This window comes from Curvibacter lanceolatus ATCC 14669 (assembly GCF_000381265.1).
Classification (GTDB): domain Bacteria; phylum Pseudomonadota; class Gammaproteobacteria; order Burkholderiales; family Burkholderiaceae_C; genus Curvibacter; species Curvibacter lanceolatus.
In genome coordinates this window covers 153,238-175,729 of record NZ_KB906255.1, presented here as the reverse complement: position 1 = coordinate 175,729, position 22,492 = coordinate 153,238, and the positions used below count along the sequence as shown (strand labels likewise).

At 66.7% G+C, this 22,492-nt stretch carries 17 protein-coding genes; 6 read left to right on the top strand and 11 right to left on the bottom strand.

The features are described from left to right. Positions 1-27: 27 nt before the first annotated feature. Both F624_RS33330 and F624_RS0107725 read right to left on the bottom strand, forming a co-directional pair. A complete protein-coding gene (locus F624_RS33330; RefSeq protein WP_019573711.1) occupies positions 28-2,673 on the bottom strand; it encodes a sensor domain-containing phosphodiesterase in 2,646 nt (881 codons plus the stop codon). A 1,273-nt stretch (positions 2,674-3,946) separates the two neighbouring features. Further along, positions 3,947-4,468, bottom strand: a complete 522-nt coding sequence (locus tag F624_RS0107725; RefSeq protein ID WP_019573710.1) for a Spy/CpxP family protein refolding chaperone — start codon at positions 4,466-4,468, stop codon at positions 3,947-3,949. A 196-nt stretch (positions 4,469-4,664) separates the two neighbouring features. Between F624_RS0107725 and F624_RS0107720 the strand changes: the two genes are divergently transcribed. Both F624_RS0107720 and F624_RS0107715 read left to right on the top strand, forming a co-directional pair. Beyond that, positions 4,665-5,651 (top strand): recombination-associated protein RdgC, encoded by a 987-nt coding sequence (locus F624_RS0107720; protein WP_019573709.1) that lies wholly within the window; start codon positions 4,665-4,667, stop codon positions 5,649-5,651. A 25-nt stretch (positions 5,652-5,676) separates the two neighbouring features. After that, complete coding sequence (locus F624_RS0107715; RefSeq protein WP_019573708.1) at positions 5,677-6,927, top strand: nucleoside recognition domain-containing protein; 1,251 nt, start codon at positions 5,677-5,679, stop codon at positions 6,925-6,927. Between the two features lie 27 nt (positions 6,928-6,954). Here the strand turns inward: F624_RS0107715 and F624_RS0107710 are convergent, their stop codons facing one another. The 3 genes from F624_RS0107710 to F624_RS0107700 form a co-directional block, all read right to left on the bottom strand. Continuing rightward, a complete protein-coding gene (locus F624_RS0107710) occupies positions 6,955-7,149 on the bottom strand; it encodes a YgaP family membrane protein (RefSeq protein WP_019573707.1) in 195 nt (64 codons plus the stop codon). Between the two features lie 128 nt (positions 7,150-7,277). Further along, complete coding sequence (gene cueR / locus F624_RS0107705) at positions 7,278-7,691, bottom strand: Cu(I)-responsive transcriptional regulator (RefSeq protein WP_019573706.1); 414 nt, start codon at positions 7,689-7,691, stop codon at positions 7,278-7,280. Beyond that, positions 7,688-7,885, bottom strand: a complete 198-nt coding sequence (locus F624_RS0107700) for a heavy-metal-associated domain-containing protein (RefSeq protein ID WP_019573705.1) — start codon at positions 7,883-7,885, stop codon at positions 7,688-7,690. Before F624_RS0107700 ends, cueR begins: the two co-directional genes overlap by 4 nt. A gap of 147 nt (positions 7,886-8,032) precedes the next feature. On the opposite strand from F624_RS0107700, the gene F624_RS0107695 reads away from it, so the two are divergent. Next, on the top strand, positions 8,033-10,267 hold the full coding sequence (locus F624_RS0107695; protein WP_019573704.1) for a heavy metal translocating P-type ATPase: 2,235 nt from the start codon (positions 8,033-8,035) through the stop codon (positions 10,265-10,267). A 133-nt stretch (positions 10,268-10,400) separates the two neighbouring features. Further along, on the top strand, positions 10,401-12,059 hold the full coding sequence (locus F624_RS0107690; RefSeq protein WP_019573703.1) for a methyl-accepting chemotaxis protein: 1,659 nt from the start codon (positions 10,401-10,403) through the stop codon (positions 12,057-12,059). 40 nt (positions 12,060-12,099) lie between these two features. On the opposite strand, the gene F624_RS0107685 is transcribed toward F624_RS0107690, so the two are convergent. The 6 genes from F624_RS0107685 to F624_RS0107660 are packed head-to-tail and all read right to left on the bottom strand — an operon-like array spanning position 12,100 to position 20,093. Further along, on the bottom strand, positions 12,100-13,338 hold the full coding sequence (locus F624_RS0107685; protein WP_019573702.1) for a beta-ketoacyl-[acyl-carrier-protein] synthase family protein: 1,239 nt from the start codon (positions 13,336-13,338) through the stop codon (positions 12,100-12,102). Further along, positions 13,335-13,604 (bottom strand): acyl carrier protein, encoded by a 270-nt coding sequence (locus F624_RS0107680; RefSeq protein WP_019573701.1) that lies wholly within the window; start codon positions 13,602-13,604, stop codon positions 13,335-13,337. The genes F624_RS0107685 and F624_RS0107680 overlap by 4 nt, the downstream gene beginning before the upstream one ends. 24 nt (positions 13,605-13,628) lie before the next feature. Next, positions 13,629-14,447 (bottom strand): alpha/beta hydrolase, encoded by an 819-nt coding sequence (locus F624_RS0107675; protein ID WP_019573700.1) that lies wholly within the window; start codon positions 14,445-14,447, stop codon positions 13,629-13,631. Positions 14,448-14,452: 5 nt separating this feature from the next. Beyond that, on the bottom strand, positions 14,453-17,536 hold the full coding sequence (locus F624_RS0107670; RefSeq protein ID WP_019573699.1) for an efflux RND transporter permease subunit: 3,084 nt from the start codon (positions 17,534-17,536) through the stop codon (positions 14,453-14,455). Further along, the gene (locus F624_RS0107665) at positions 17,533-18,765 is read right to left on the bottom strand and encodes an efflux RND transporter periplasmic adaptor subunit (protein WP_019573698.1); all 1,233 of its coding nucleotides are present in this window, start codon (positions 18,763-18,765) and stop codon (positions 17,533-17,535) included. The genes F624_RS0107670 and F624_RS0107665 overlap by 4 nt, the downstream gene beginning before the upstream one ends. Before the next feature lie 47 nt (positions 18,766-18,812). Further along, positions 18,813-20,093, bottom strand: coding sequence for a TolC family protein (locus F624_RS0107660; protein ID WP_019573697.1), 1,281 nt, complete (start codon positions 20,091-20,093; stop codon positions 18,813-18,815). 211 nt (positions 20,094-20,304) lie between these two features. Between F624_RS0107660 and F624_RS0107655 the strand changes: the two genes are divergently transcribed. Beyond that, positions 20,305-20,991 (top strand): response regulator transcription factor, encoded by a 687-nt coding sequence (locus F624_RS0107655; RefSeq protein ID WP_019573696.1) that lies wholly within the window; start codon positions 20,305-20,307, stop codon positions 20,989-20,991. Then, complete coding sequence (locus tag F624_RS0107650) at positions 20,988-22,424, top strand: sensor histidine kinase (protein WP_019573695.1); 1,437 nt, start codon at positions 20,988-20,990, stop codon at positions 22,422-22,424. Before F624_RS0107655 ends, F624_RS0107650 begins: the two co-directional genes overlap by 4 nt. Positions 22,425-22,492 lie beyond the last annotated feature (68 nt).

Sequence of the window (22,492 nt, the reverse complement as noted above, 5' to 3'; positions counted from 1 at the left end):
ACAACCCCGGGCTTGCGGGGCCAGGCTTCAAACCGGGGATTCGCCCCGGGTGCAACTGTCCAGCCAGGGCAACAACGGGGTAGGGCGTGCAAAGTGATAACCCTGCAGACCGTCGCATCCGTGGGCAAACAGGAACGCCACCTGGCGTTCGTTCTCCACCCCTTCGGCAATCACCTGCAGCCGAAACTGGCGTGCCATCAGCAACACCGAGCGCACGATGGCCACATCGCCTTCGTCTTCTGGAATGCCGTCGATGAAGCTGCGATCGATCTTGATCTCATGGATGGGCAGGCGCTTGAGGTAGCCCAGGCTGGAAAACCCGGTGCCGAAATCATCGATCGAGAAACGGATGCCGAGCGCAATCAGCTCATCCATCTGCGACTGCACGCTGTCTGAACGCTCCAGCAGCAGGCCTTCGGTGATCTCGAAGATCAGGCGATGGGCCGGGGCGCCGCTGCGTTGCAACAAGGCCCGCACGCGCTCCACGAAATCGGGCTGACGGAACTGCCTCGGGCTCACGTTCACCGACAGCGGAAAGGCCAGCCCGGCGGCCTGCAGTTGCAGCAAGGCCTGCGCCGCCTGCTCCAGCACCCATTCGCCCAAAGGCACGATCAGGCCGGAGGTCTCGGCCACTGGGATGAACTCCACCGGCGACACCATCCCCCGCACCGGATGCTGCCAACGGATCAGCAACTCGGCACCGATCACCACCTGCCCGGTGCTGAACTGGGGTTGCACATGCAGCGACAGTTGCTGGCCCTGCAGCGCGTGCTTGAGGTCTTCCTCGATCAGAAACCGCTTTTCGATCTCGGTCTGCATGCCGGGCTCGAACAAGGCCACGCGGTTGGCCCCCGTGGCCTTGGCGTGGTTCATGGCGGCATCGGCCTGGCGCAGCACGTCTTCGGCGTCTGGGTAGGCCCCCTGGTCCAGCAAGGGGCACACCGTGACGCCCAGGCTGGCCGTCACGCTGAAACTCTGATCTCCCAGCGGCAAGGGCTGCAACAAGGCCACACGCAGCTGCTCAGCCAGAGTCAGGGCCTGCTGCCAGGGCGCCAGCTCGGCCGAAAGAGGCAGTTGCGGCAGCAGCACCACGAACTCATTGGCGCCCAGACGGGCCAGGATGGCGTCCGGACCGATGGATTCGGTCAGTCGGCGCGCCACGCTGCGCAGCAGCACATCCCCCTGGCCATGGCCCCGGGCATGGTTGAGGCGCTTGAAACCGTCCAGATCGACATGGATCACGGCGCCTGAGCCTTCGGGCGGGCAGGCCTGCAGCCATTCGAACAGCTTGGCCACCATCAAGGCCCGGTTGGGCAGGCTGGTCAAGGGGTCGTAGTAGGCCCGCCGGAAGTTGTCCTCATCGGTCAGCTTGCGTTCGGTGATGTCGGTGTGGGTGCCGATCATGCGCAGCGGCCGACCACCGGCGTCTCGCGCCACCACCAGACCCCGGCTGAGTATCCATTTCCACTGCCCGTCGTGGCACCGCGCCCGGTGCTCGCTGCGAAACAAAGGAGCCACGCCGTCGAAATGCTGCTGGCGGGCCACCTGATGGGCTGGCAAGTCTTCTGGATGCACCCAGGCATCGGGATCCGTGCCCGGCAATTCTTCGGCCTCCCCGTAGCCATACAAAGCCCGGTATTGAGGCGAAAAATAATGCTCGTTGCTTTCGATGTTCCAGTCCCAGACCCCGGCGGCCGAACCCTCGAGCGCAAATTTCCAGCGCGCCTCGGCCTCACGCAGTTCCTGCTCGGCACGGCGGCGGTCAGAGATGCGGATGAAGAGCCCGTGCCAGAGCACTGAACCATCAGGCTCCATGGTCGGCCGTGACTTGCCCTGGAACCACTCCAACCGGCCGTCAGGCAGGTGGCTGCGGAACTCCATGGACCAGGGACTGAGCGATTGCTCGCAAGCCCGCACCGATTGTTTCATCGCCTCGCGGTCATCGGCATGCAGTTGCTCAAAAAAAGGCGCTGCACTGACTTTCAAGACCTCCGGCGACAAACCGAACAGATCCTGGAACGCATGGCTGGCAAAAGGAAAAGAGCCGACACCGGGTAACGAGAGGCGAAATTGGTAGATGGCCGTCGGCATCCAACGTGCCAGCTGATTCAGCTGTTGTTCACAGGCCGCCCATTCGCGCTCCTTGTTGCCCAGGCGCTGTTGGGCTGAAGCCAATTCGATCTGACGACGACGCAGTTCCAGGCGGGCCATCACCAGATCCGCCAGCAGACGCAACTGAACCCGATCCGCTTCGAGCCACTGACGCGGCGATGGGTCCAGTGCGCACAGGCTGCCCAACAGATGGCCTTCTTCATTGATCAAGGGCACGCCGGCATAGGCCCGGATCTGGGGCCCGTCCAACACCAGAGGGTGCAGGGCAAAACGGGGATCAATGCTGGCATCGTCCACCGTCAGCATCTGGCCTGTGGACAACATGTAGCGGCAAAACGACTGCTCCAGGGGCAGCTGTTCAAGGGAAATGCCCACCCGTGACTTGCACCACCAGCGCGGCGTGTCCATGAATCCCACCAAGGCAATGGAAACCCCCAACAAACGGGTGGCCAGCTGGGTCAGTTCATCAAAAGGGGCCTCGGCTTCCGTGTCGAGCACTTGATAGCGCTGCAGGCTGAGTTTGCGGGCCTGCTCCTGCCCAGGTGTTCCCATCCGGTTCATGGCTGAGCGCAGTCCGTCCACCGTGCTCGGCTGGAATCGCAGCGCAAGGGGGTCGGCGTGTGAATCCGGCACCCATTCAGGCGACGTTCACCGAACCCATCAACGTTTGGAACAGAAAAAAGCATCAAAAAAGGGCAGGACAGACAAGTTTTTCCGGGGCACAGACCCGACAGCGAACCGTGATTCTGGCGACAAAAACGCGTTCAAAGCGCCAAAACGGGCAATTTTTACATTCCAAGCCGAACAAATAGGGGGCCAATCATTTATGACTCGCATTTCAATCACATTTCGCCTCGGCAAGTTGTTCCTGACTTCTTCTTTGTATTCAATATATTGAAATAGTAGTAGTAGTAAGGGGGGGCATGATCTGTGGATAACTGATTTTTTTATTTATAAAACAATCACTTAGACACGATTGAAGCATGTGCGCAGCTCTGCGTTCAAGGTGTTCCACTTTCATCAACAACTTTGGCCTGCTGAGCCAGCCTGTGGACAAGCACAGGCTTGTTCCGGATTTATCCCCAAACTTGTCCCACGCAGAGCCTCTTTGGAGGGCATCAACGGGCTTGATCAATAAAACAACAGTCCTTGGGCAACTCGGCGCGCGACAGGGCTTTTTTAGGGGCTCAGGTGGATTGCCCCCTGTCAAAAACGATTTTGGAGCGTCGACTTGCGTGAAAAACGGCCGTTGCTGACGCGGCTGGCGCGGCCAGCCCGCCGTAAAACGCGGCTTGGGTCCGGTTTTTGGCCTGCCTGGTCGGCATGAACCCGTCCCGTTCAGACCGGTTGAGGTCGATCGAGTTGAAAAGCAAAGGTCATCGGGGGGCTTGAAGACCTGCAAGCTGCTTTTTCGACAACGCGTTCAGCCAGTCACAGGCCTCCACGATGCAGGACAAGGCGCTCTGTTCTGTCCCGAAGAGATGTTCCTGACTTCTTCTTTGTATTTAATATATTTAAATAGTAGTAGTAGTAAGCAAGACCACTTTCTGTGGACAAGTCACTTTTCACTTTTGAAATCAATCACTTGCCTTGCGCCAAACACTGTGGGACATGGCCTGGGAATTTCGGGCTCGGCCGGGGACAACTGGGATCGTCAAGCGCCCCCTGTGGATAAACCCCGAGTTGTTCCTGCGCTATCCCCAGAGTTTTCCGAGGCGTTTTTGGGCCTATTTTTCATAATGCAAAAAAAGCCCCCAGGACCTTTCGGTGCTGGGGGGTAGGGCGTGATCAATCTTGGCAGGGTCTGGAGTTCTGCGCCTGGCGTCTTCCTTTCTCAGGCGGGGTGATGGGGGTGGTGCATGCCGTGCTCGGGTCCGGCGCGGAGATCCATCAGGCGCTGGGTCTCGGCGTCGAACACTTTTTGCTGCTCGGCATCGAGTGCCGCATAAAACGCCTTGGTGGCTTGGTGGCGCTGGCTCATGCTTTGGGCGCGCTGCTGCTGCAGCGTCTCCAGTCGGTCCAGGCGCTCGGGGGTGCTGAGCTGCGCCAGTTCAGCCCGGTCCGGTCGGCTGGGTGGGGTGGCCGGTGGTTTGACGGCGCTGGTGAAGGCCGTCCAGGCCGTTTCCTGATCAGCCCGCAATTTCAACCGGGCCTTGAGTTCGGCACTGTGGCGTTCGAATCGGGCCAGTCGGCGAGCCGGGGCGGGCCGATGGTGGCCTGAGTCGCTGAACTGCAAGCTGTGTGGGGGCGGCGGGTTCGTCGCCACATCCGTGGTGGGGGCCGCCTGGGCCAGACCGATGCAGGCCGTGGCGACCAGCAGGTAGGCAGACCATCCGATCTTGGTCAGTGATTTCATGGCTTTCCTTTCAGGGGAGCTGGCGTGCCGGGCGGCACATCAACAGGGTTCCCAGTCTGCTGGTGTGCTGTTTCGCGGCCATGAGCGGGCGGTGAGACTAAGTAAAGCAGCAGGCCCTCGCCAGCCCTCACAATGGAGGGGTGGGGACCTGTCGAAATTCACAGTTCCTGGATGGCTTTTGAAGCAAGGGATTTCAGTGTTCAAGAATTTGATTGTTTACCGCCTGGGCGAAGGCTGGACGGCCTCGCTGGAGCAGGTGGAAGAAGCGCTCGACAAGGCGCGCTATGTGGAATGCGGTGCCAGCCAGGAAAAGGCCGTCGGCTGGGTCGAGCCCCGTGGCGAAGCCCACGGGCCGCTGCTGGAGTCGGTGGGCGGGCAGTGGATCCTGAAGTTCATGATCGAGGTGAAAAGCGTGCCCGGCTCGGTGCTCAATCGCAAGGCCAAGGAACGCGCCCAGCAGATCGAGCAGACCACCGGCCGCAAGCCTGGCAAGAAGGAAACCAAGGAACTCAAGGAAGAGATCAAGCACAGCCTGCTGCCGATGGCCTTTTCCAAGCAGGGCTCGGTGCTGGTCTGGATCGATCAGGCGGCGCGCCTGCTGATGATCGAGGCCGGCAGCCAGGGCCGGGCCGACGAGGTGGTGACCGCGCTGGTCAAGTCGCTCGACGGTTTTGCCGTGGCCTTGCTCGACACGCAGATCAGCCCGGTGAGCGCCATGGCCGAGTGGCTGACCACCCAGGAGCCGCCGGCCGGCTTTGCCATCGAGCAGGAATGCGAGCTCAAGGCCGGTGATGAATCCAAGTCGGTGGTGCGCTATGCACGCCACCCGCTCGACAACGACGAGGTCAAGCAGCACATCGCCCAGGGCAAGCTGCCCACCCGACTGGCCCTGAGCTGGGACGACCGGGTGTCCTTCATGCTGACCGAGGGCATGCAGATCAAGAAGATCAGCTTCCAGGATGTGGTGTTCGAGGGCAAGTCGGCCGACGACGGTGGTTTTGATGCCGATGTGGCCATCGCCACCGGTGAACTGGTGCAGATGCTGCCCGACCTGATCAATGCCCTGGGCGGCGAAGCCCAGCGCCCCAGCCTGGCCCCGGCGGACGCCCAGCCTGCGCCGGCCACCTCTGTGACCGGTGCCGCTTCCACCTCGGCAGACGAAGACGATTCGCCGCCTTTTTGAGCGGCGCCCGCGCTGACACCTTGCCATGGCCTTGAACATCGTCTGGGTGGGCCTGTTCGGGGCGGCTTTTGCGGCCGCGCTGTGGCGCTGGCTGGTGGGCGGTGATGCGGCCGCCTTTCCGGGCCTGCTCGGGGCGATGTTCGATTCGGCCCGCTCGGGTTTTGAGCTGTCGCTGGGTCTGGCCGGCATCATGACCCTGTGGCTGGGGCTGATGCGGGTGGGCGAGCGGGCCGGCATGGTGGCCAGCCTGGCGCGCCTGGCCAGCCCGGTGCTGCGGCGCCTGTTTCCTGATGTGCCGGCAGGGCATGCTGCGCAGGGGGCGATGACGCTCAACCTGTCGGCCAATCTGCTCGGGCTGGACAACGCCGCCACCCCGCTGGGGCTGAAGGCCATGCGCGAGTTGCAGACGCTCAACCCGCAGCCTGAGGTGGCCAGCCATGCGCAGGTGATGTTTGTGGTGCTCAACACCGCCGGCCTGACGCTGATCCCCAGCTCGGTGATCGCGATCCGTCAGAGCGTGGCGCTGAAGCAGGGCCTGTCGTCTTTCAATGCGGCCGACATTTTTCTGCCCACCCTGGTGGTCACGCTCACGTCCTTGCTGGCCGGTGTGCTGGCGGTGGCGGTGGCCCAGCGCATGGCCTGGTGGCGACCGCGTTTCTGGCTGACCGGGCTGGCCCTGGTGGCAGGCCTGCTGGCCGGTGTGGCGGGGCTGGCCAGCCTGCCGGCCGAGCAGGCATCTCGCCTCACGGGGGCGGTGGGTGCTTTTCTGATTGTGGCGCTGGTGATGCTGTTTCTCGGCGTGGGCAGCTGGCGCCGGGTGCCGGTGTACGAGGCCTTCATCGACGGCGCCCGCGAAGGTTTCGGCGTGGCCGTGCAGATCGTGCCCTACCTGGTGGCCATGCTGGTGGCGGTGGGGGCGTTCCGCGCCGCGGGCTGCATGGACGCCTTGATGGCTTGGCTGGGCCAGGGCGTGGCAGCCCTGGGCTGGGACACCGCTTTTCTGCCGGCCCTGCCAGTGGGGTTGATGAAGGTGCTGTCAGGCGCCGGCGCGCGCGGCCTGATGGTCGACGTGCTGCAGACCCATGGTGTGGATTCTTTTGTCGGCCGGCTGGCTGCCATCATCCAGGGCTCGACCGAAACCACCTTTTATGTGCTGGCCGTGTATTTCGGCAGCGTGGGCATTCGCCACACCCGCCATGCGCTGGTGTGTGCGCTGGTGGCCGACGCGGTGGGCCTGCTGGCCGCCATCGGCGTGGCCTACGCGCTGTGGCGCTGAGTGGCGCTGATTTGTGCTGATTGGTGCTCAGTTCTTGCGCAGGCTGCAGGTGTTCCAGCCCAGCAGCTGATACGGCGGGCACCAGCCCAGCAGGCCGGTGGCCAGAGGCACGGCGCCGATCCAGCCCCACAGCCCCACGGTACCCGTGGCTGCCAGGGCCACCAGCACAGCGCCCACGGCGATGCGCAGGATGCGGTCGATGCCGCCCACGTTCTTGGTCATGAATTGCTCCAGATGGGTTGTCGAAGTCTGGATTAGATACCCCTCGGGGTATGTTGGGCATGATCTGTGTCAAAGCCCGGCGCAAGGGCTGGGGTGGGCGCAGGGGCTTGCCTTGCCCTCACTCGAGCTCATTTGCCTTCATGCAGACCGGCCAGATCGTCCAGGATCGGGCATTCGGGGCGTTCGTCACCCGAGCAGCACTGCAGCAGTTGCTGCAGCGAGCGTTGCATGGCCTGCATGGCCGCGATGCGGCGCGACAGGTCGTCCACATGCTGCTGGGCAATGCGCTTGACACTGGCGCTGGTGCGTTCCTGGTTGCCCCACAGGCTGAGCAGTTCAGCGATCTCGGTCATCGAAAAACCCAGCTCGCGGCTGCGCCGGATGAAGCGCAGCCGGTGCACATCGGCCTGAGCATAGAGACGGTAGCCGCTGTCGGTGCGTTGCACGCCCCCGAGCAGGCCCAGCGATTCGTAATGCCGAACCATCTTGGCCGACACGCCGGCCAGGCGGGCCGCTTCGCCGATCTGCACGGGGGCGGTCATGTGGCGACGCTGTAGCCTTCTTCGGCGATCGCCGCCGCCAGTGGCTCGCGCGGCTTGTCGCTTTGCACGGTGACCCGGCCGCTCGTGCGGTCGATCTGCACCTGGGCCTGGGGGTCGAGTGCCTTGAGGGCCTGGGTGACGGCGCGTTCGCAATGGCCGCAGGTCATGCCCTGCACTTGAAAATGATGTTCCATGAGCTTTCTCCTGAACCGGTCTGAAGGCAGACCGTGATGGTGATGATCAAGCTTGCCACGGTGGGAAGGTCAAGCCTGGCTCCGCATTGTGGCGCTTGAATTTTTTTCATTGACCTTGCCCTGGTGGGAGGCTTTAGGCTTGTCGCCATGAATCCCCAATCCTCTCCTGATGCCTCACCCCGGCCTGAGCCGGCCCCGCTCGAAATCAGCACGCTGGACATCGGCATTGGCGGCATGACCTGCGCCTCGTGTGTGGGCCGGGTCGAGCGGGCCCTGCGCAAGGTGCCCGGTGTGCAGCAGGCCACCGTGAACCTGGCCACCGAGTCGGCCCGGGTGCGGGTGCAGGCCAGCCCTCAGGCAGAGGCCCTGTTGCGCCGCTCGGTGCGGGACGCCGGTTACGAGCCCCGCGTGGCCGGGCTGGAAGACCCGGCCGAGCTGTCGCCCTGGGCGGGTTTCGGGCCGGTGGCCTTCGGCCTGCTGCTGTCACTGCCCCTGGTGGTGCCCATGCTGGGGGATCTGGCGGGTCGGCACTGGATGTTGCCGGCCTGGTGGCAATGGCTGCTGGCCACGCCGGTGCAGTTCGGCCTGGGCGCGCGTTTTTACAAGGCGGGTTGGCATGCGCTGAAAGCGGGCTCGGGCAACATGGATCTGCTGGTGTCGCTGGGCACTTCGGCGGGCTATGGCTTGTCGATCTGGCTGTGGCTGAGCACGCCGCCCGATCAGATGCCGCATTTGTATTTCGAGGCCTCGGCCGTGGTGATCACGCTGGTGCTGCTGGGCAAATGGCTGGAGGCCCGCGCCAAGCGCCAGACCACCTCGGCCATCCGCGCCCTGCATGCGCTGCGCCCCGAGCAGGCCCACCTGCTCACGGCCGAAGGCGAGGTGGACGTGCCCTTGGCCGAGGTGCTGGTGGGCGACCGGCTGGTGGTGCGCCCGGGCGAACGCCTGCCGGTGGACGGTCGGATGCTGGAGGGCGAGTCGCAGGTGGATGAATCCATGCTCACGGGCGAGCCCCTGCCGGTGCCCAAGGCGCTGGGGGCTGCCCTGACCGGGGGCTCGATCAATGGCGAAGGCCGGGTGCTGATGCAGGTGACGGCCGTGGGCCAGGAGACGGTGCTGGCCGCCATCATCCGCCTGGTGGAGGACGCCCAGGCCGGCAAGCCCCCGATCCAGCGCCTGGCCGACCAGGTGTCGGCCGTGTTCGTGCCGGTGGTGCTGGGCCTGGCCCTGATCACGCTGGTGGCCTGGTGGTGGCAGGGCGGTGCGTTGGAGCCGGCGCTGATCCACGCGGTGGCGGTGTTGGTGATCGCCTGCCCCTGTGCTTTAGGCCTGGCCACGCCGGCGGCCATCATGGCCGGCACCGGGGTGGCGGCGCGCCACGGCATTCTGATCAAGGACGCCCAGGCGCTGGAACTGGCGCGCCGCGTGGACACCGTGGTGTTTGACAAGACCGGCACTTTGACCGTGGGGCAGCCGCGCTTGCTGGCGTTCGAGCCGGCGCCCGGCCTGGATCCGGCGCCCCTGTTGCTGGCGGCGGCCAGCCTGCAGGCCGGCAGCGAGCATCCCTTGGCCCGGGCGGTGCTGGCCGAGGCGCAAGTGCGTGGCCTGGTCTTGCAGGCGGCCACTTCGGTGCAGGCTGTTCCGGGTCGAGGCAGCCAGGGTGAGGTCGCCGGCCAGACCTGGCTGCTGGGCAGCCTGCGCTGGATGGGCGAACTGGGCCTGAGCCCCGGCTGGCTGCCCGCTGCGCAGGCGGCACTGCAGGCTCAGGGGGCGACCGTGTCGGTGCTGATGCGGCGCGGCTCGGAGGGCGGGCTGGAGGCCTGTGCTCTGTTGGGCTTTGCCGACGAACCCAAGCCGGGTGCAGCCCAGGCCCTGGCGGGGCTGCGCGCTCGGGGCCTGCGCATCCTGATGCTGTCGGGCGACAACCGGGCCGCCGCGTTGGCCATGGGAGAGCGCCTGGGCCTGAGCCCGGCCGAGGTGGTGGCCGATGTGCTGCCGGCCGACAAGGCGGCGCACATCCGCGATTTGAAGGAGGCCGGTGCCACGGTGCTGATGGTGGGCGATGGGGTCAACGACGCGCCGGCCCTGGCGGCGGCCGATGTGGGCATGGCCATGGGCACCGGGACCGATGTGGCCATGCATGCCGCCGGCATCACCCTGATGCGCGGCGATGTGGCCTTGGTGGGCCAGGCCTTGGAAGTGTCACGGCGCACGGTGGCCAAGATCTGGCAGAACCTGTTCTGGGCCTTTGCCTACAACGTGGCCGGCCTGCCCCTGGCGGCACTGGGGTATTTGAGCCCGGTGGTGGCGGGCGCCGCCATGGCCCTGAGTTCGGTCAGCGTGATGACAAATGCCTTGCTGCTCAAGCGCTGGAAACCCTGAAGTCGCTTGGGTTGTTTTGGATCTGTTTCAGTCGTAAAAGTCTGGCAAACTGGGGAATTCTTCACACGTTGCGCACTGTCCAGAATCCACGGGCGAGGCCTGTCATTTCTGAGTGCCACCCGGAGGTTCTTGTATGAATGTCTTTGCGCTGATGCGCTTGTTCACCATCCGCTTCCGGATGATCGGCGCCATTGCGGTGGTCTTGGGGCTTTTGAGCCTGTTGGGTGGGGCCGGCATGCTGGGCATGTTCCGCATCCAGGCCATGAGTGAGGATTTCATGACCCACTCCTATGCCTCGATGGGCAATCTGGCGGAGTTGCGCGCCGAGCTCGGGCAGACCCGGCGCTTCGAAAAGGACATGATCATCCAGTACGAGAAGCCGGAGCAGGTGAAGCAGTTGCGGGCCAAATGGCTGGAGTCGCTGGGCCGGGCCGATCAGATGGTCAAGCGCATGGCCAGCAGCGAAACCATGGGCAACAAGCCCGAACTGGAAACCGTGGGTCAGAAGCTGGTGGCTTACCGGGATCAATTTGCCTCGGTGGCCAATCAGCTCGAATCGGGCGGGTACGAGTCGGCCACCACCGCCAACCGCATGAGCGCGCGCTCGGTGGCTCAGTACGAAGAAGCCGAGAAGGCCGTGGCCGCCATCGAAAAGAGCCTGACCGCCCAGGTCAATGAAGCCGTGGCCGATCAGGCCCGTGTCTCCAAGCAGACCCAGTTGCTGTTCGTGGCCGCCGTGGTGATCACCGTGATCGTGGTGGTGCCACTGACCCTGCTGAACATGCACTCCATCTGCCGTCCGCTGGAGGTGGCCCGCCAGGCCGCGCAGGCGATTGCCGGCGGCGATCTGTCGCGCCGCATCGAGGCCGAGGGCAAGGACGAGGTGACGAATCTGCTCAATGCCCTGGCCGACATGCAGGCTGGGCTGGGGGCCATGGTGTCGCAGGTGCGCGACGCCAGCGAGAGCATTGCCACTGCCAGCCATGAAATTGCCTCGGGCAACCAGGACCTATCGGGCCGCACCGAGCAGACGGCCTCGAACGTGCAGGCCACGGTGTCGTCCATCAGCAACCTGACCGGCAATGTGCAGCAGACCGCCTCGTCGGCCCAGTTGGCCAACCAGCTCTCGGGTTCGGCCTCCACCGCGGCGGTGCGGGGCGGCTCGGTGGTGCGCCAGGCCATCAGCAGCATGCATGAGATCTCGGCCTCCAGCCGCAAGATCAACGACATCATCGGCCTGATCGACACCATTGCCTTCCAGACCAACATCCTGGCCCTGAACGCGGCCGTCGAAGCGGCGCGCGCCGGTGAGCAAGGGCGTGGCTTTGCCGTGGTGGCCAGCGAGGTGCGCGGCCTGGCCCAGCGCTCGGCCGAGGCGGCCAGCGAAATCAAGGGCTTGATCAAGAACAGCGTCAGCGCGGTCGATGGCGGCGTGAAGCTGGTTGAAGATGCGGGCTCGGCCATGGACGAGATCGTCTCCGGCGTGCAGCGCGTGAGCGACATCATCGGCGAGATCACGGCCGCGGCCTCTGAACAGTCCACCGGCATTGGCGACGTGAACCAGTCGGTGAACCAGATCGACCAGATGACCCAGCAGAACGCGGCCCTGGTCGAGCAGTCGGCCGCCGCGGCCGAATCACTGCGCGAGCAGGCCGACCGCCTGGCCAGCGTGGTGCGCCAGTTCCGTCTCAGCGATCAGCACGCCAGTGCAGGTCAAGGCACCCGCCGTGGCGGCGCGCAAGGGGGCTATCTGGGCTCGTCGGCGGGCGAGCCCCATCTGCTGGGCATGTGAGCCCGGCTGGATCCAGCCCTGCGCCGGGCTGGATCGCGGTTCAGACCCGGCTGGCGATCAGCACCGCATTGGTGCCGCCAAAGGCGAATGAATTCGACATCGCGTGGCGCAGCCCCGGCACGGCGCGCGCCGCACCCTGGACCAGGTCCAGGGCGAAGGCCGGGTCGGCCTCGCTGAGGTGGGCGGTGGGCGGCACCTGGCCGCTGGCCAAGGCCTGCAGGGCCACCACCAGTTCCATGGCCCCCCCGGCGCCCAGCAGATGCCCGTGGATGGCCTTGGTCGAACTGACCGCCACCCCACGCTCCCCGAACACGGTTTGCAGCGATTCAGCCTCGGCACGGTCGCCGGCCTGGGTGGCCGTGCCGTGGGCATTCACGTAGCCGATGTCTTGCGGCTGCAGGCCGGCATCACGCAGGGCGGCCTGCATGGCGCGCACCTGGCCGGCTGCATCGGGCTGGCTGATGTGGCGGGCATCGCTGTTGGTGGCGTAGCCCGACAGACACAGCGTGTGCTGCGCCCCCCGGGCCTGGGCGTGCGCCGGGCTTTCCAGCACCAGGGCGGCCGCGCCTTCGCCCATGGCGAAACCGTGCCGATCGGCCGAGAAAGGCCGGCAGGCCGAGGCCGCCAGGCTGCCTTCAGGGCCGGTCGGGGCCATCACCCGCATGGCCTGCCAGCTGGCCAGCACGCCGGGGCTCAACATCGATTCATGCCCGCCCACCACCGCCACATCGATCCAGCCACCGCGCAGGGCGCGCAGGGCTTCGCCGATGGCCACGGCCGACGAGGCACAGGCACAGGCGTAGGTCAGCGAGGGGCCGCGGATGCCCAGCTGCAGGCTGATCTCGGCCACGGCGGCATTGGGCATGGTGCTCAGCACGGTGGTGGGGCGCAGGCGTTTGTGTTCGGCGTAAAGCGTGTGGCAACTGGCGTCGAAGCTGTGCGCCCCGGCCATGCCACTGCCCCAGTACAGGCCCACGCGCTCGGCATCCAGCGTGGCCATGTCCAGCCCGCTGGCGGCCCAGGCCGCCAGCGCGGCCGTCAGGGCCATCGAGGTGCCGCGGTCGGCCGGCACCCGTGAGGGGGTGCGCACTGCGGTGTCATTGAAATCACAGCGCGCCAGGGGCAGCACCACCGGGTCGATGCCCGGCAGGTTGAGCGGCCAGGGTCCGACCGCCGATTCGCCGGCCATCACCTTGGCCTGGAAGGCTTCCAGGGTGTGGCCCAGGGGGCTGATCAAGCCCAGGCCGGCCACGCCGATGGGGGCGGCTGTGCTGCTCATGCGCCGGCAGGTTTGGGGCTGGCGGCCAGGTGTTCGCGGATCACACCGGCCAGGTGCTGCAGGGTGATGCCGCCCTGGCGCGGGTCCAGGCGTTCTTCGGGAATGCGCAGTTGGAACGCATCTTCGATCGCGAAGACGAATTCCATCAGGGCCAGCGAGTCCAGGCCCAGCTCCTCGAGGGCCGCTTCGGGTTTGACCCGTTCGGCTTCGATGTGGAACTTGTCCACCAGGATCTGGGCAATGGTCTGGTCGATATCGGGAGTCATGTTGGAGGCGGCTGGCAGCTCAGATCAGGGGCACGGAGGGCTCGCGGTCAGCGAGCGCACGAAATCGACGGTTTCGCGAACAACTTGCTGACGATCGTTGTCGATGCTGATCATGTGAAAGCTGTTTCTGACGGTAACCGTCTTGAGAGAGACAGCCGCGGATGATAGTCCAACTGCCAGCAGACGCAGATTGTCCGGGCTGGCGACCTCGTCTTCTTCGGCGTGCAAGGCCAGGATGTGGGGGCAGACGACCTGGCTCAGGTTGCGGCGCAGGCGGCGCAGCAGCCGGTCGTTTTCGCGCAGGTAGCTCACGCCCAGGGTGGCGCTGCCGGCGCGGGACACCCGTCGGTTTTCCAGCTCGCGCGCGATCCAGGCCCGGATGCGCTCGTTCTTGACGCCATAGGGCGGCTGCTCCCGGTACTGCCACAACCGGCCGAGCGGGGTGTACAGCGCCAGCGGCAGCAAAAAGTGCCAGGGTGGGATGGCCCAGCCGTCGTAGCGCAGGGTGGTGGACATCAGCACCAGGCCGTCCACCGGGGTGGCCGGGTCCATGGCGGCGCTCAGGGCCAGGCCGGCCCCGGCCGAGATGCCGACCAGCACCACACGCTGGTGGTTCTGGCGTTGTTGGCGCACGCAGTCATGCACGGCGCTGATCCAGTGCTCAAAGCGCTGGGCCGGGGCCTCGGGGTGGTCGGCATCGAAGGAGTAGCCGGCAATCTGCAAGGGCACCACGGTGCAACCGATCTGGCGCAGCGGAGCATTGACGCTCAGCAACTCGTCGGGGGTGCTGCACAGGCCGTGCAGCAACACCACCGCCGTGCTGGGCTGGGTTGCCTGGGTCATGGCCTTCAGGATGCACCTTCGCTGCTCTTGGCGTTCTTGGCCCGCGAGAACCACGACACATACAGCGAGGGCAGCACCACCAGGGTGAGCAGCGTGGCCGTGACCAGGCCGCCGATGACCACGATGGCCAGCGGGCGCTGGGTCTCGGAGCCAATTTCACGCGACAGCGCCATGGGCAACAGGCCCAGGGCGGCCAGCATGGCCGTCATCAGCACGGTGCGCAGGCGCTGCATCGAGCCGATGCGCGCGGCCTCATACACCGTGTGGCCGGCCTTGCGCAATTGCTGGAACACCGAGAGCATCACCACCCCGTTGAGCACGGCCTGGCCGCTCAAGGCGATGAAGCCGATGGCGGCCGACACCGACAGCGGGATGCCGAAGATCCACAACGCCACAAAGCCCCCCACCAGGGCCAGGGGCACGTTGAGCAGGATCAGCGAGGCCATCTTGAAGGACTTGAAGGCATCGAACAGCAGCACGAAGATCAGCAGCAGCGAGATCGGCACCACCACGGACAGGCGCTTCATGGCGCGTTCCTGGTTCTCGAACTCGCCCGACCAGTTCACCACGTAGCCGGCCGGGATGTCGATCTTCGCGACCCGGGCCTTCATGTCGGCCACCACCGAACCCATGTCGCGGTCCTTGATGAAGATGCCGATGGCGGTGGTGCGCCGGCCGGCTTCACGGGCGATGTTCATCGCGCCGCTGGTTTCGGTGATGTGCGTCACCGCGCCCAGTTGCACATAGCCGCCGTCGGCCGTGGGGATGGGGGTGCGTTCGAGCTTGGCCACCAGGCGGTCTTCGGCCGGCAGGCGCACGGCCACGGCAAACTTGCGCTCGCCTTCCCACAGGCTGGTGGCGGCCTTGCCGGCCAGCGCCGCTTCGATCACGTCCTGGATGTCGCCCACGTTGAGGCCGTAGCGGGCGGCCCGGTCGCGGTCGATGTCGATCAGCAGCTGCGGCACCTGGCCGTCGCGGTCGATCTCGGCGCGCGACACGCCCTGCACCTGCTTGACCTCGCGCGTGATGGCTTCGGTGATGCGGCGCATCTCGGCCAGGTCGTCACCGGCGAGCTTGATCACGATCTGACCCTTGATCTGGGAGATCGACTCGAGCACGTTGTCGCGGATCGGTTGCGAGAAGGCCGGGTCGATGCTGGGGATGGCCGACAGCGCGTGGTCCATCTCGTCGATGATCTTGTCGCGCGTCATGCCCGCACGCCATTCGTGCTCGGGTTTCACGTCGACAAAGATCTCGGCCATGCTGATGGTCTTGGGGTCGGTGCCGTCTTCGGGCTGGCCGGCCTTGGACACGGTGGTGCGCACCTCGGGCACGGTCAGCAAGGCCTTGCGCGCCATGCGCAGGATGCGGGCCGCCTCTTCGGTCGACACATTGGGCGACAGCGCGAAGTTGATCCAGGTCGTGCCCTCGTTCAGTTCGGGCAGGAACTCCGAGCCCAGGCGCGAGGCCACCACGCCCGACATGGCAAAGGCAGCGATGGCAATGCCCAGCACCTTGCGGCGGTGGTTCAGGGCCCAGCCCAGCACGGGTTCATAAAAGCCCTTGGCGGCGGTCACCACGCGGTTGTCGTGGTGCGGCAGCTTGCGGCGCAGCATCCAGTAGGCCAGCAGCGGCACCAGGGTGAGCGAGAACACCAGCGAGCCGATCAGGGCCGTGGTCACCGACAGGGCCATGGGCTGGAAGATGCGGCCTTCATGGCGTTGCAGCGCAAAGATGGGGATGTGCGCGGCAATGATGATCAGCATCGAGAACAGCGTGGGGCGGCCCACTTCGTTGGCCGCGTCGATGATGGTCTGCTTGCGCTCCGACTCGGGCATGTCCTCGCGGTTCTGCGCCAGCCGGTGCAGGATGTTCTCGATCACGATCACCGCGCCGTCCACGATGATGCCGAAGTCCATGGCGCCCAGGCTCAGCAGGTTGGCCGGCACGCCCATGATCTTCAGGCCCATGAAGGTGGCCAGCAGGGCCAGCGGGATCACCACCACCACGGCCAGGCTGGCGCGCAGGTTGGACAGGAAGATGTAGAGCACCAGCGACACCAGCACCGCGCCTTCGACCAGGTTGCGGAACACCGTGGTGAGGGTCTTGTCCATCAGCCAGGTGCGGTCGTAGAAGGGCTCGATCTTCACGCCCGGGGGCAGGCCGCGCTCATTGAGTTCGGCGATCTTGTCCTTCACGCCCTTGAGCACCACGCTCGGGTTCTCGCCCTTGCGCATGATCACGATGCCGGTCACCACGTCGTCGTCCAGGTCCTGGCCGACCACGCCCAGGCGCGGCACGGCGCCGATCTTCACCTGCGCGATGTCGCGGATCAGGATCGGGGTGCCGTTGCGCGCGGCCACCACGATGCGGCCGATGTCTTCCGACGACTTGAGCAGGCCCAGGCCGCGGATGGTGTACTGCTGGGCCCCCTGGGCCACATAGCTGCCGCCCGCATTCGAGTTGCCGCGCCCCAGGGCGTCGAGCAGGTTCTGGAAGTTGAGGCGGTAGGCGCGCAGCTTGTCCAGGTCGGGTTGCACCTCGTACTGCTTGATCGAGCCACCCATGGCTACCACATCGGCCACGCCGGGCACCTGGCGCAGCGCGCGCTCGGCCACCCAGTCTTCCAGGGTGCGCAGGTCGGTGGTGCTCAGCCCGTCGCCACGCAGGCGGTAGCGCATGATTTCACCCACCGGGGTGGCGTTGGGCGCGATCTCGGCCTCGACCCCGGCCGGCAGGTCCACCCCGCGCAGGCGCTCACTGACCTGCTGGCGCACCAGGTTCACATCGGCTTTGTCGTCGTAGGTGACGACCATGAAGCTCAGCCCGAACTGGGTGTGCGAGAAGACACGGATCGAATTCGGCAGGCCCGACAAGGCCACCTCGATGGGCAGCGTGACCTGCTTTTCAACCTCTTCGGCGGCGCGTCCGGGGAACAGCGTGATCACCGTGACCTGGGTGTCGGTGACATCGGGGAAGGCCTCGACCGACAGGTTCTTGAAGGCAATCACCCCGGCCAGGGCAAACAGCAGGGTGCCCAGGACGATGAACAGCGGCTGGTAGAGCGCGTACTGGATCAGGCGTCTCATTGGGAATTCCCTTTGCTGGTGCTCTCTTTGCCTTCAGCGGCGGGGGCACTCTTCTGGCTGTCGCTGCGGCCGATGGAATCCTCCTGGGCCACATGGAACTGGCGCGCCAGCAGCAAGGCGTTGTCGGACACGACCAGCTCGCCGGCCTGCAGGCCCTTGCTCACCACCACCTCCTTGGGCCCCTGGTGCACCAGGGTCACGTCACGGGGCTCGAACACCCCGGGCTGGGTCTGCACGAACACCGCATGGTGGGTGCCGTTGAGGGTGATGGCGGCGGCCGGCACGACCACACCGCTGCTGAAGGTCTGGTGCACCCGGGCGGTGGCCAGCATCTCGGCTTTCAGGCGCCGGTCGGCATTGGCCACCAGGCCGCGCACCTTGATCGTGCGGGTGCTGGGGTCGATGAAGTCGGAGGCCGCCAGCACCTTGCCCTGGAACAGCGTGCCCGGGTAGGCCGCCACTTCCAGCTCGAAGCTGGCACCGGGCTTGAGGATGCCGGTGTCGATCTCGCGGGCATCGATCTGCACCCACAGCGAGGCCGGGTCGCTGACCACGAACAGGGCCGGTACACCGGGGCCGGATTGGTCGGGGCGCAGTTCCTGGCCGGGGTTGAGGTTGCGCTCCACCACCACACCGGCGATGCCACTGCTCAGGCTGAGCTGCTGGTTGACCTGGGCCGAGCCGCCATACAGGGCGGTGCGGGCCTGGGCGCGCGCCACTTCGGCCTGGGCGCGGGCGGCATCGGCCTCGCTTTGCTCCAGGTCCTTGCGCGCGATGATGCCGGCGGCAAACAGCTCGCGCTGGCGCTGCACGGCCTGGTTCATCAGGCGGGCATCGACTTGGGCACGGGCGGTGTCGGCCTGGGCCTGGCCGAAATCGGGCGAAGCCAGGTGGGCCAGGGCCGAGCCGGGCTGCACACGCTGGCCCACATCGGCGTCGATGCGGGTGACCCGGCCGGCAAAGGCGGGGTAGATGCGCTGGGTGCGTTCCTCATTCCAGACCAGGCGCGCCGGCAGCTCGACCGTGATGTCCTGGGCGGCGCGAGCCGCCTGGGTGGGCAGCAGGGCCAGTTGCGGGTGGCCGGCCGGGAAGCGCAGCTGCTGGCCTTGCACGATGGGCGTGGCGGGTTGCGGAGCGACGTTGGGTGCAGGGGCGGGGCCGCAGGCCGACAGCAGTGCGCTGGCCAGGACGGCGAGGGTGCAGAGGCGAAGGAGTGGGAGCTTGCGCATGGGGTGGGCAGAAGTGAGGTGGGGCGCCATGGGGGGTGCCAAGTGAATCAGGGGGTGGCCAGCAGGCGCTGGGGTTGGGTGCGCAACAGCCACAGGCCTTGGGCACGGGCATGGTCGGCACGCGCGCTGACGGCTTCGATCAGGGTGGCGCGCAAGGTGCGCCGGGCGTCCAGCAGGTCGACCAGGGGGATGGCGCCTTTGCTGTAGGCCAGTTCGGCACCCGCGGCCACCTGGCGCGCGCGCGGCAGGATCTCGGTTTCGTAGCTGCGGGCCTGGGCCAGGGTGCCCAGCAGGCTTTGCTGCAGGCTTTGCAGCTCCAGCAGGGCGTTCAGGCGCACGCGTTCGAGCTGGGTGCGGGCCTGGTTCAGGCCGGCCAGGGCGCGGGCGATCTCGCCCTGGTAGGCGTAATGGGTTTGCAGCGGCATCTGCAGGCGCAACTCCAGCAGGCGCGTTGACGTGCCGGGGTAGTGGTCCAGCGAGGCGCCCACGGTGATGTCGCTGCGGGTCAGGGCCTGGGCATTGTCGAGCGCGGCCTGGGCTGCGTCCACGCGGGCCTGGGCGGCGCGCACGTCGGCACGGGCATCGACCACGGCGCCCAGGTCGGTGCCGGTGTCCGGCGGGGTCAGGGCGGGCCAGTCCTGCGCCACCTCCAGCGGGCTGGCCGGGCTGCGGCCCAGCACCTGGCTCAGGGCGGCACTGGCACGCTGGCGCTCCAGCTCGGCCAGGCGCACATCGCCCTGGGCGCGTTGGGCCTCGATCTCGGTGCGGGCCGCATCCTGGGCCGCCAGGTCGCCGGCGCGCACGCGCTGGGCCGCGGTAGCGGCCAACTGGCTGGCGCTCTGGCTGATGGCGCGCACCTCGGCCAGCCGTTCCTGGGCGGCCAGCAGGTCGTAAAAGCCGGCCAGGCCGGCCTGCAGTTGCAGCACCTGGGTGTCGTCCACATCGGCCTGGGCCGCGTCGGCCGCGCGCTGCGCCGACAGGGTGCGCAAGGCCCGCTTGTTGCCACGCTCCCAGGTCCAGTCCACGCCCAGGCTCTTGTCGATGCGCTTTTCATTGAGGACGCTGCCCCGGCCCAGGCCGTGCTGCAGGTCCATCTGGCTGGCCTTGGTGGTCAGCACCGGCAGCGGGGCGTGGTCGGCGCTGACGATGTCGGCGCGTGCCGCTGCCGCCAGTTCGTTGGAGAACTGCACGTCGAGGTTGTTGCGGGCGCCCTGCAGCACCTGCTCCAGGCGCAGCACGGAGGGGGTGGCGGTGGCTGTCTGGGCCAGCGCGGCAGAGACGCAGGCGCAGGCCAGCGTCACGGCCATGGAAATCTGTCGGATGCTCATCGTTTCAGCTTATGCCTCATGGTCCCTGACCTCTACCTGACCAGAGCCTGACTTTTAAGTGTTTTCCCCTGTGTCACGAAGCGCGGAGGGCCTGTGGCGGGCCGGTTGACAGGGGGGGCGGCGTTTCCCCTGCTGGCCGTCGTACATGCTGTCGCAGGCAAACTGGGCGAATCGGGGTAGGCTTGCATCCTGCCATTCAGGAATGACAAGCATGCGAATTCTGGTGATTGAAGACGACGCCGTGCTCAGGGACGTGATGGTGCGCAGCCTGAGCGAGGCGGGCCACCGGGTGGATGAAGCCGCCACGCTGGGCGAGGCCGACCACTTCTGGCGCATCCAGCTGTTTGATGCGGTGCTGCTCGACCTGAACCTTCCCGTGGGCCCGGTGGGCCAGGGCATGGGCAGCGGCTTGAGCCTGCTGCGGGCGGCCCGCGCCCGGGGCGACCAGGTGCCGGTGCTGGTGCTGACGGCCCGCGACCGCACCGAGGAGCGCATTGCCGGCCTGGACGCCGGGGCCGACGACTACCTGGGCAAGCCCTTTGACCTGGCCGAGGTCGAGGCCCGGCTGCGCGCCCTGGTGCGGCGCAGCCTGGGCACGCAGGACATCACCACCGTGGGCACCCTCACGCTGGACCGCAAGGCCCGCCGCCTGAGCCTGCAGGGCGACTGGTTCGAGCTGCCCGCGCGCGAGTTCGAGGTGCTGTGGGAGCTGATGACGCCGCCCGGCCGCGTGGTCAGCAAGCGCACGCTGGCTGACAAGCTCTCGGGCTTTGACGAGGCCCTGGCCGACAACGCCCTGGAGGCCTTCATCTCGCGCCTGCGCAAGAAGCTGGTCGGCAGCGGCGCCAGCATCCGCACCCTGCGTGGCCTGGGCTACCTGCTGGAGGCCGAGGCATGACGGGCAGTGTGGGCGCGGCCACCCTGGCCCTGCCTTCGCTGCGCTCGCGGCTGCTGCGCCACGTGCTGCTGCCGCTGGGCCTGACCTGGCTGGCCGGGGCCGTGGTGTCGATCTCGCTGGCGCGCCACTTCACCCAGGCGGCCTACGACCGTTCGCTGCTCGATGACGCCTACTCGGTGGCCAGCAATGTGCGCGCCAACGATGCCGGGCTGGAGCTGATGCTGTCTTCGCGCGAGGTGCGTGCGGTGCTGTTCGACCAGGTCGAGAGCGTGTACTTTGCGGTGCGCCGCCCCGACGGCAGTCTGCTGGCCGGGCACTCGGGGCTCAACATGCCCCCGATCTCCGACACCGACGAAGCCGTGTACGGCTTTGCCGACATCTACTACCAGGGCAAGCCGCTGCGCGCGGTGCGCCTGCGCCGCTCCGAGCCGTTGGCCTTCGAGGTCATCATGGCCCAGACCACACAAAGCCGCAGCGCGCTGCTGCGCAACCTGCTGCTGTATTCGGTGATTCCTGAAGTGTTGCTGCTGGTGCTGCTGGCCGCCTGGCTGGGGCGTGCCATCCGCGCCGAGCTGCAACCTCTGGCCCGATTGCAGCAGGCCCTGGGCCAGCGCAATGCCCAGGACCTGACCCCGCTGCAGGTGCAGGCCAACACCCGTGATGTGCGCCTGCTGGAAGATTCGCTCAATGCCTTGCTGGCCCGGGTGGCGCGCGGGGTGCAGGCCCAGCGCGAATTTGCCGGCAATGTGGCGCACGAGCTGCGCACGCCGCTGGCCGGCATCCGCGCCCTGGCCGAATACGGCCTGGCCCAGCGCGAGCCCGAAGCCTGGCGCATGCAGCTGCAGCGCATCGTGGGCAGCGAGGCCCGCGCCAGCCACCTGGTCGATCAATTGCTGGCCCTGGCCCTGGCGGACGAGGCGCGCACCCAGATGCAGGCCGTGCCGGTGGCCCTCGATGAACTGGTGCGCGACGCGGTGCTGCGCCTGCTGCCGCGCGCCGATGCCGCCGGCATCGACCTGGGCGGGCGCGGTCTGGACGAGCCGCTGCGCGTGATGGGCCACCCCACGCTGCTGGAGGGCATTCTCAACAACCTGCTGGACAACGCGCTGCGCTATGGGCGGCCCGCCACGGGCGAGGGCGGCAGCATCACGGTCGAGTTGCAACGCCTGGCCGACGGGGTGCACCTCTCGGTGATCGACAACGGGCCCGGCATCCCGGGGGCAGAGCGCGAGCGCATCCTGCAACGCTGGGTGCAGGGCGAGGAACGCGAATGGATGGGTGAGGGCGTGGGCCTGGGCATGGCCATCGTGTCGCGCTATGCCCAACTGCTGGGCGCCCGCTTCGAGCTGGGCCGCGGCCCCGACGGGCAGGGCCTGAAGGCCGGCATCGTGCTGCCCCCGGAATTGGTGATCGAGCCCGACGCCCAGCTTTGAGGCCCTGGGCTTGATCTGGGTCAGTGACTTGCGCGGGGCTGCGTGGCACCCTCGTGCTCTTCTCACAG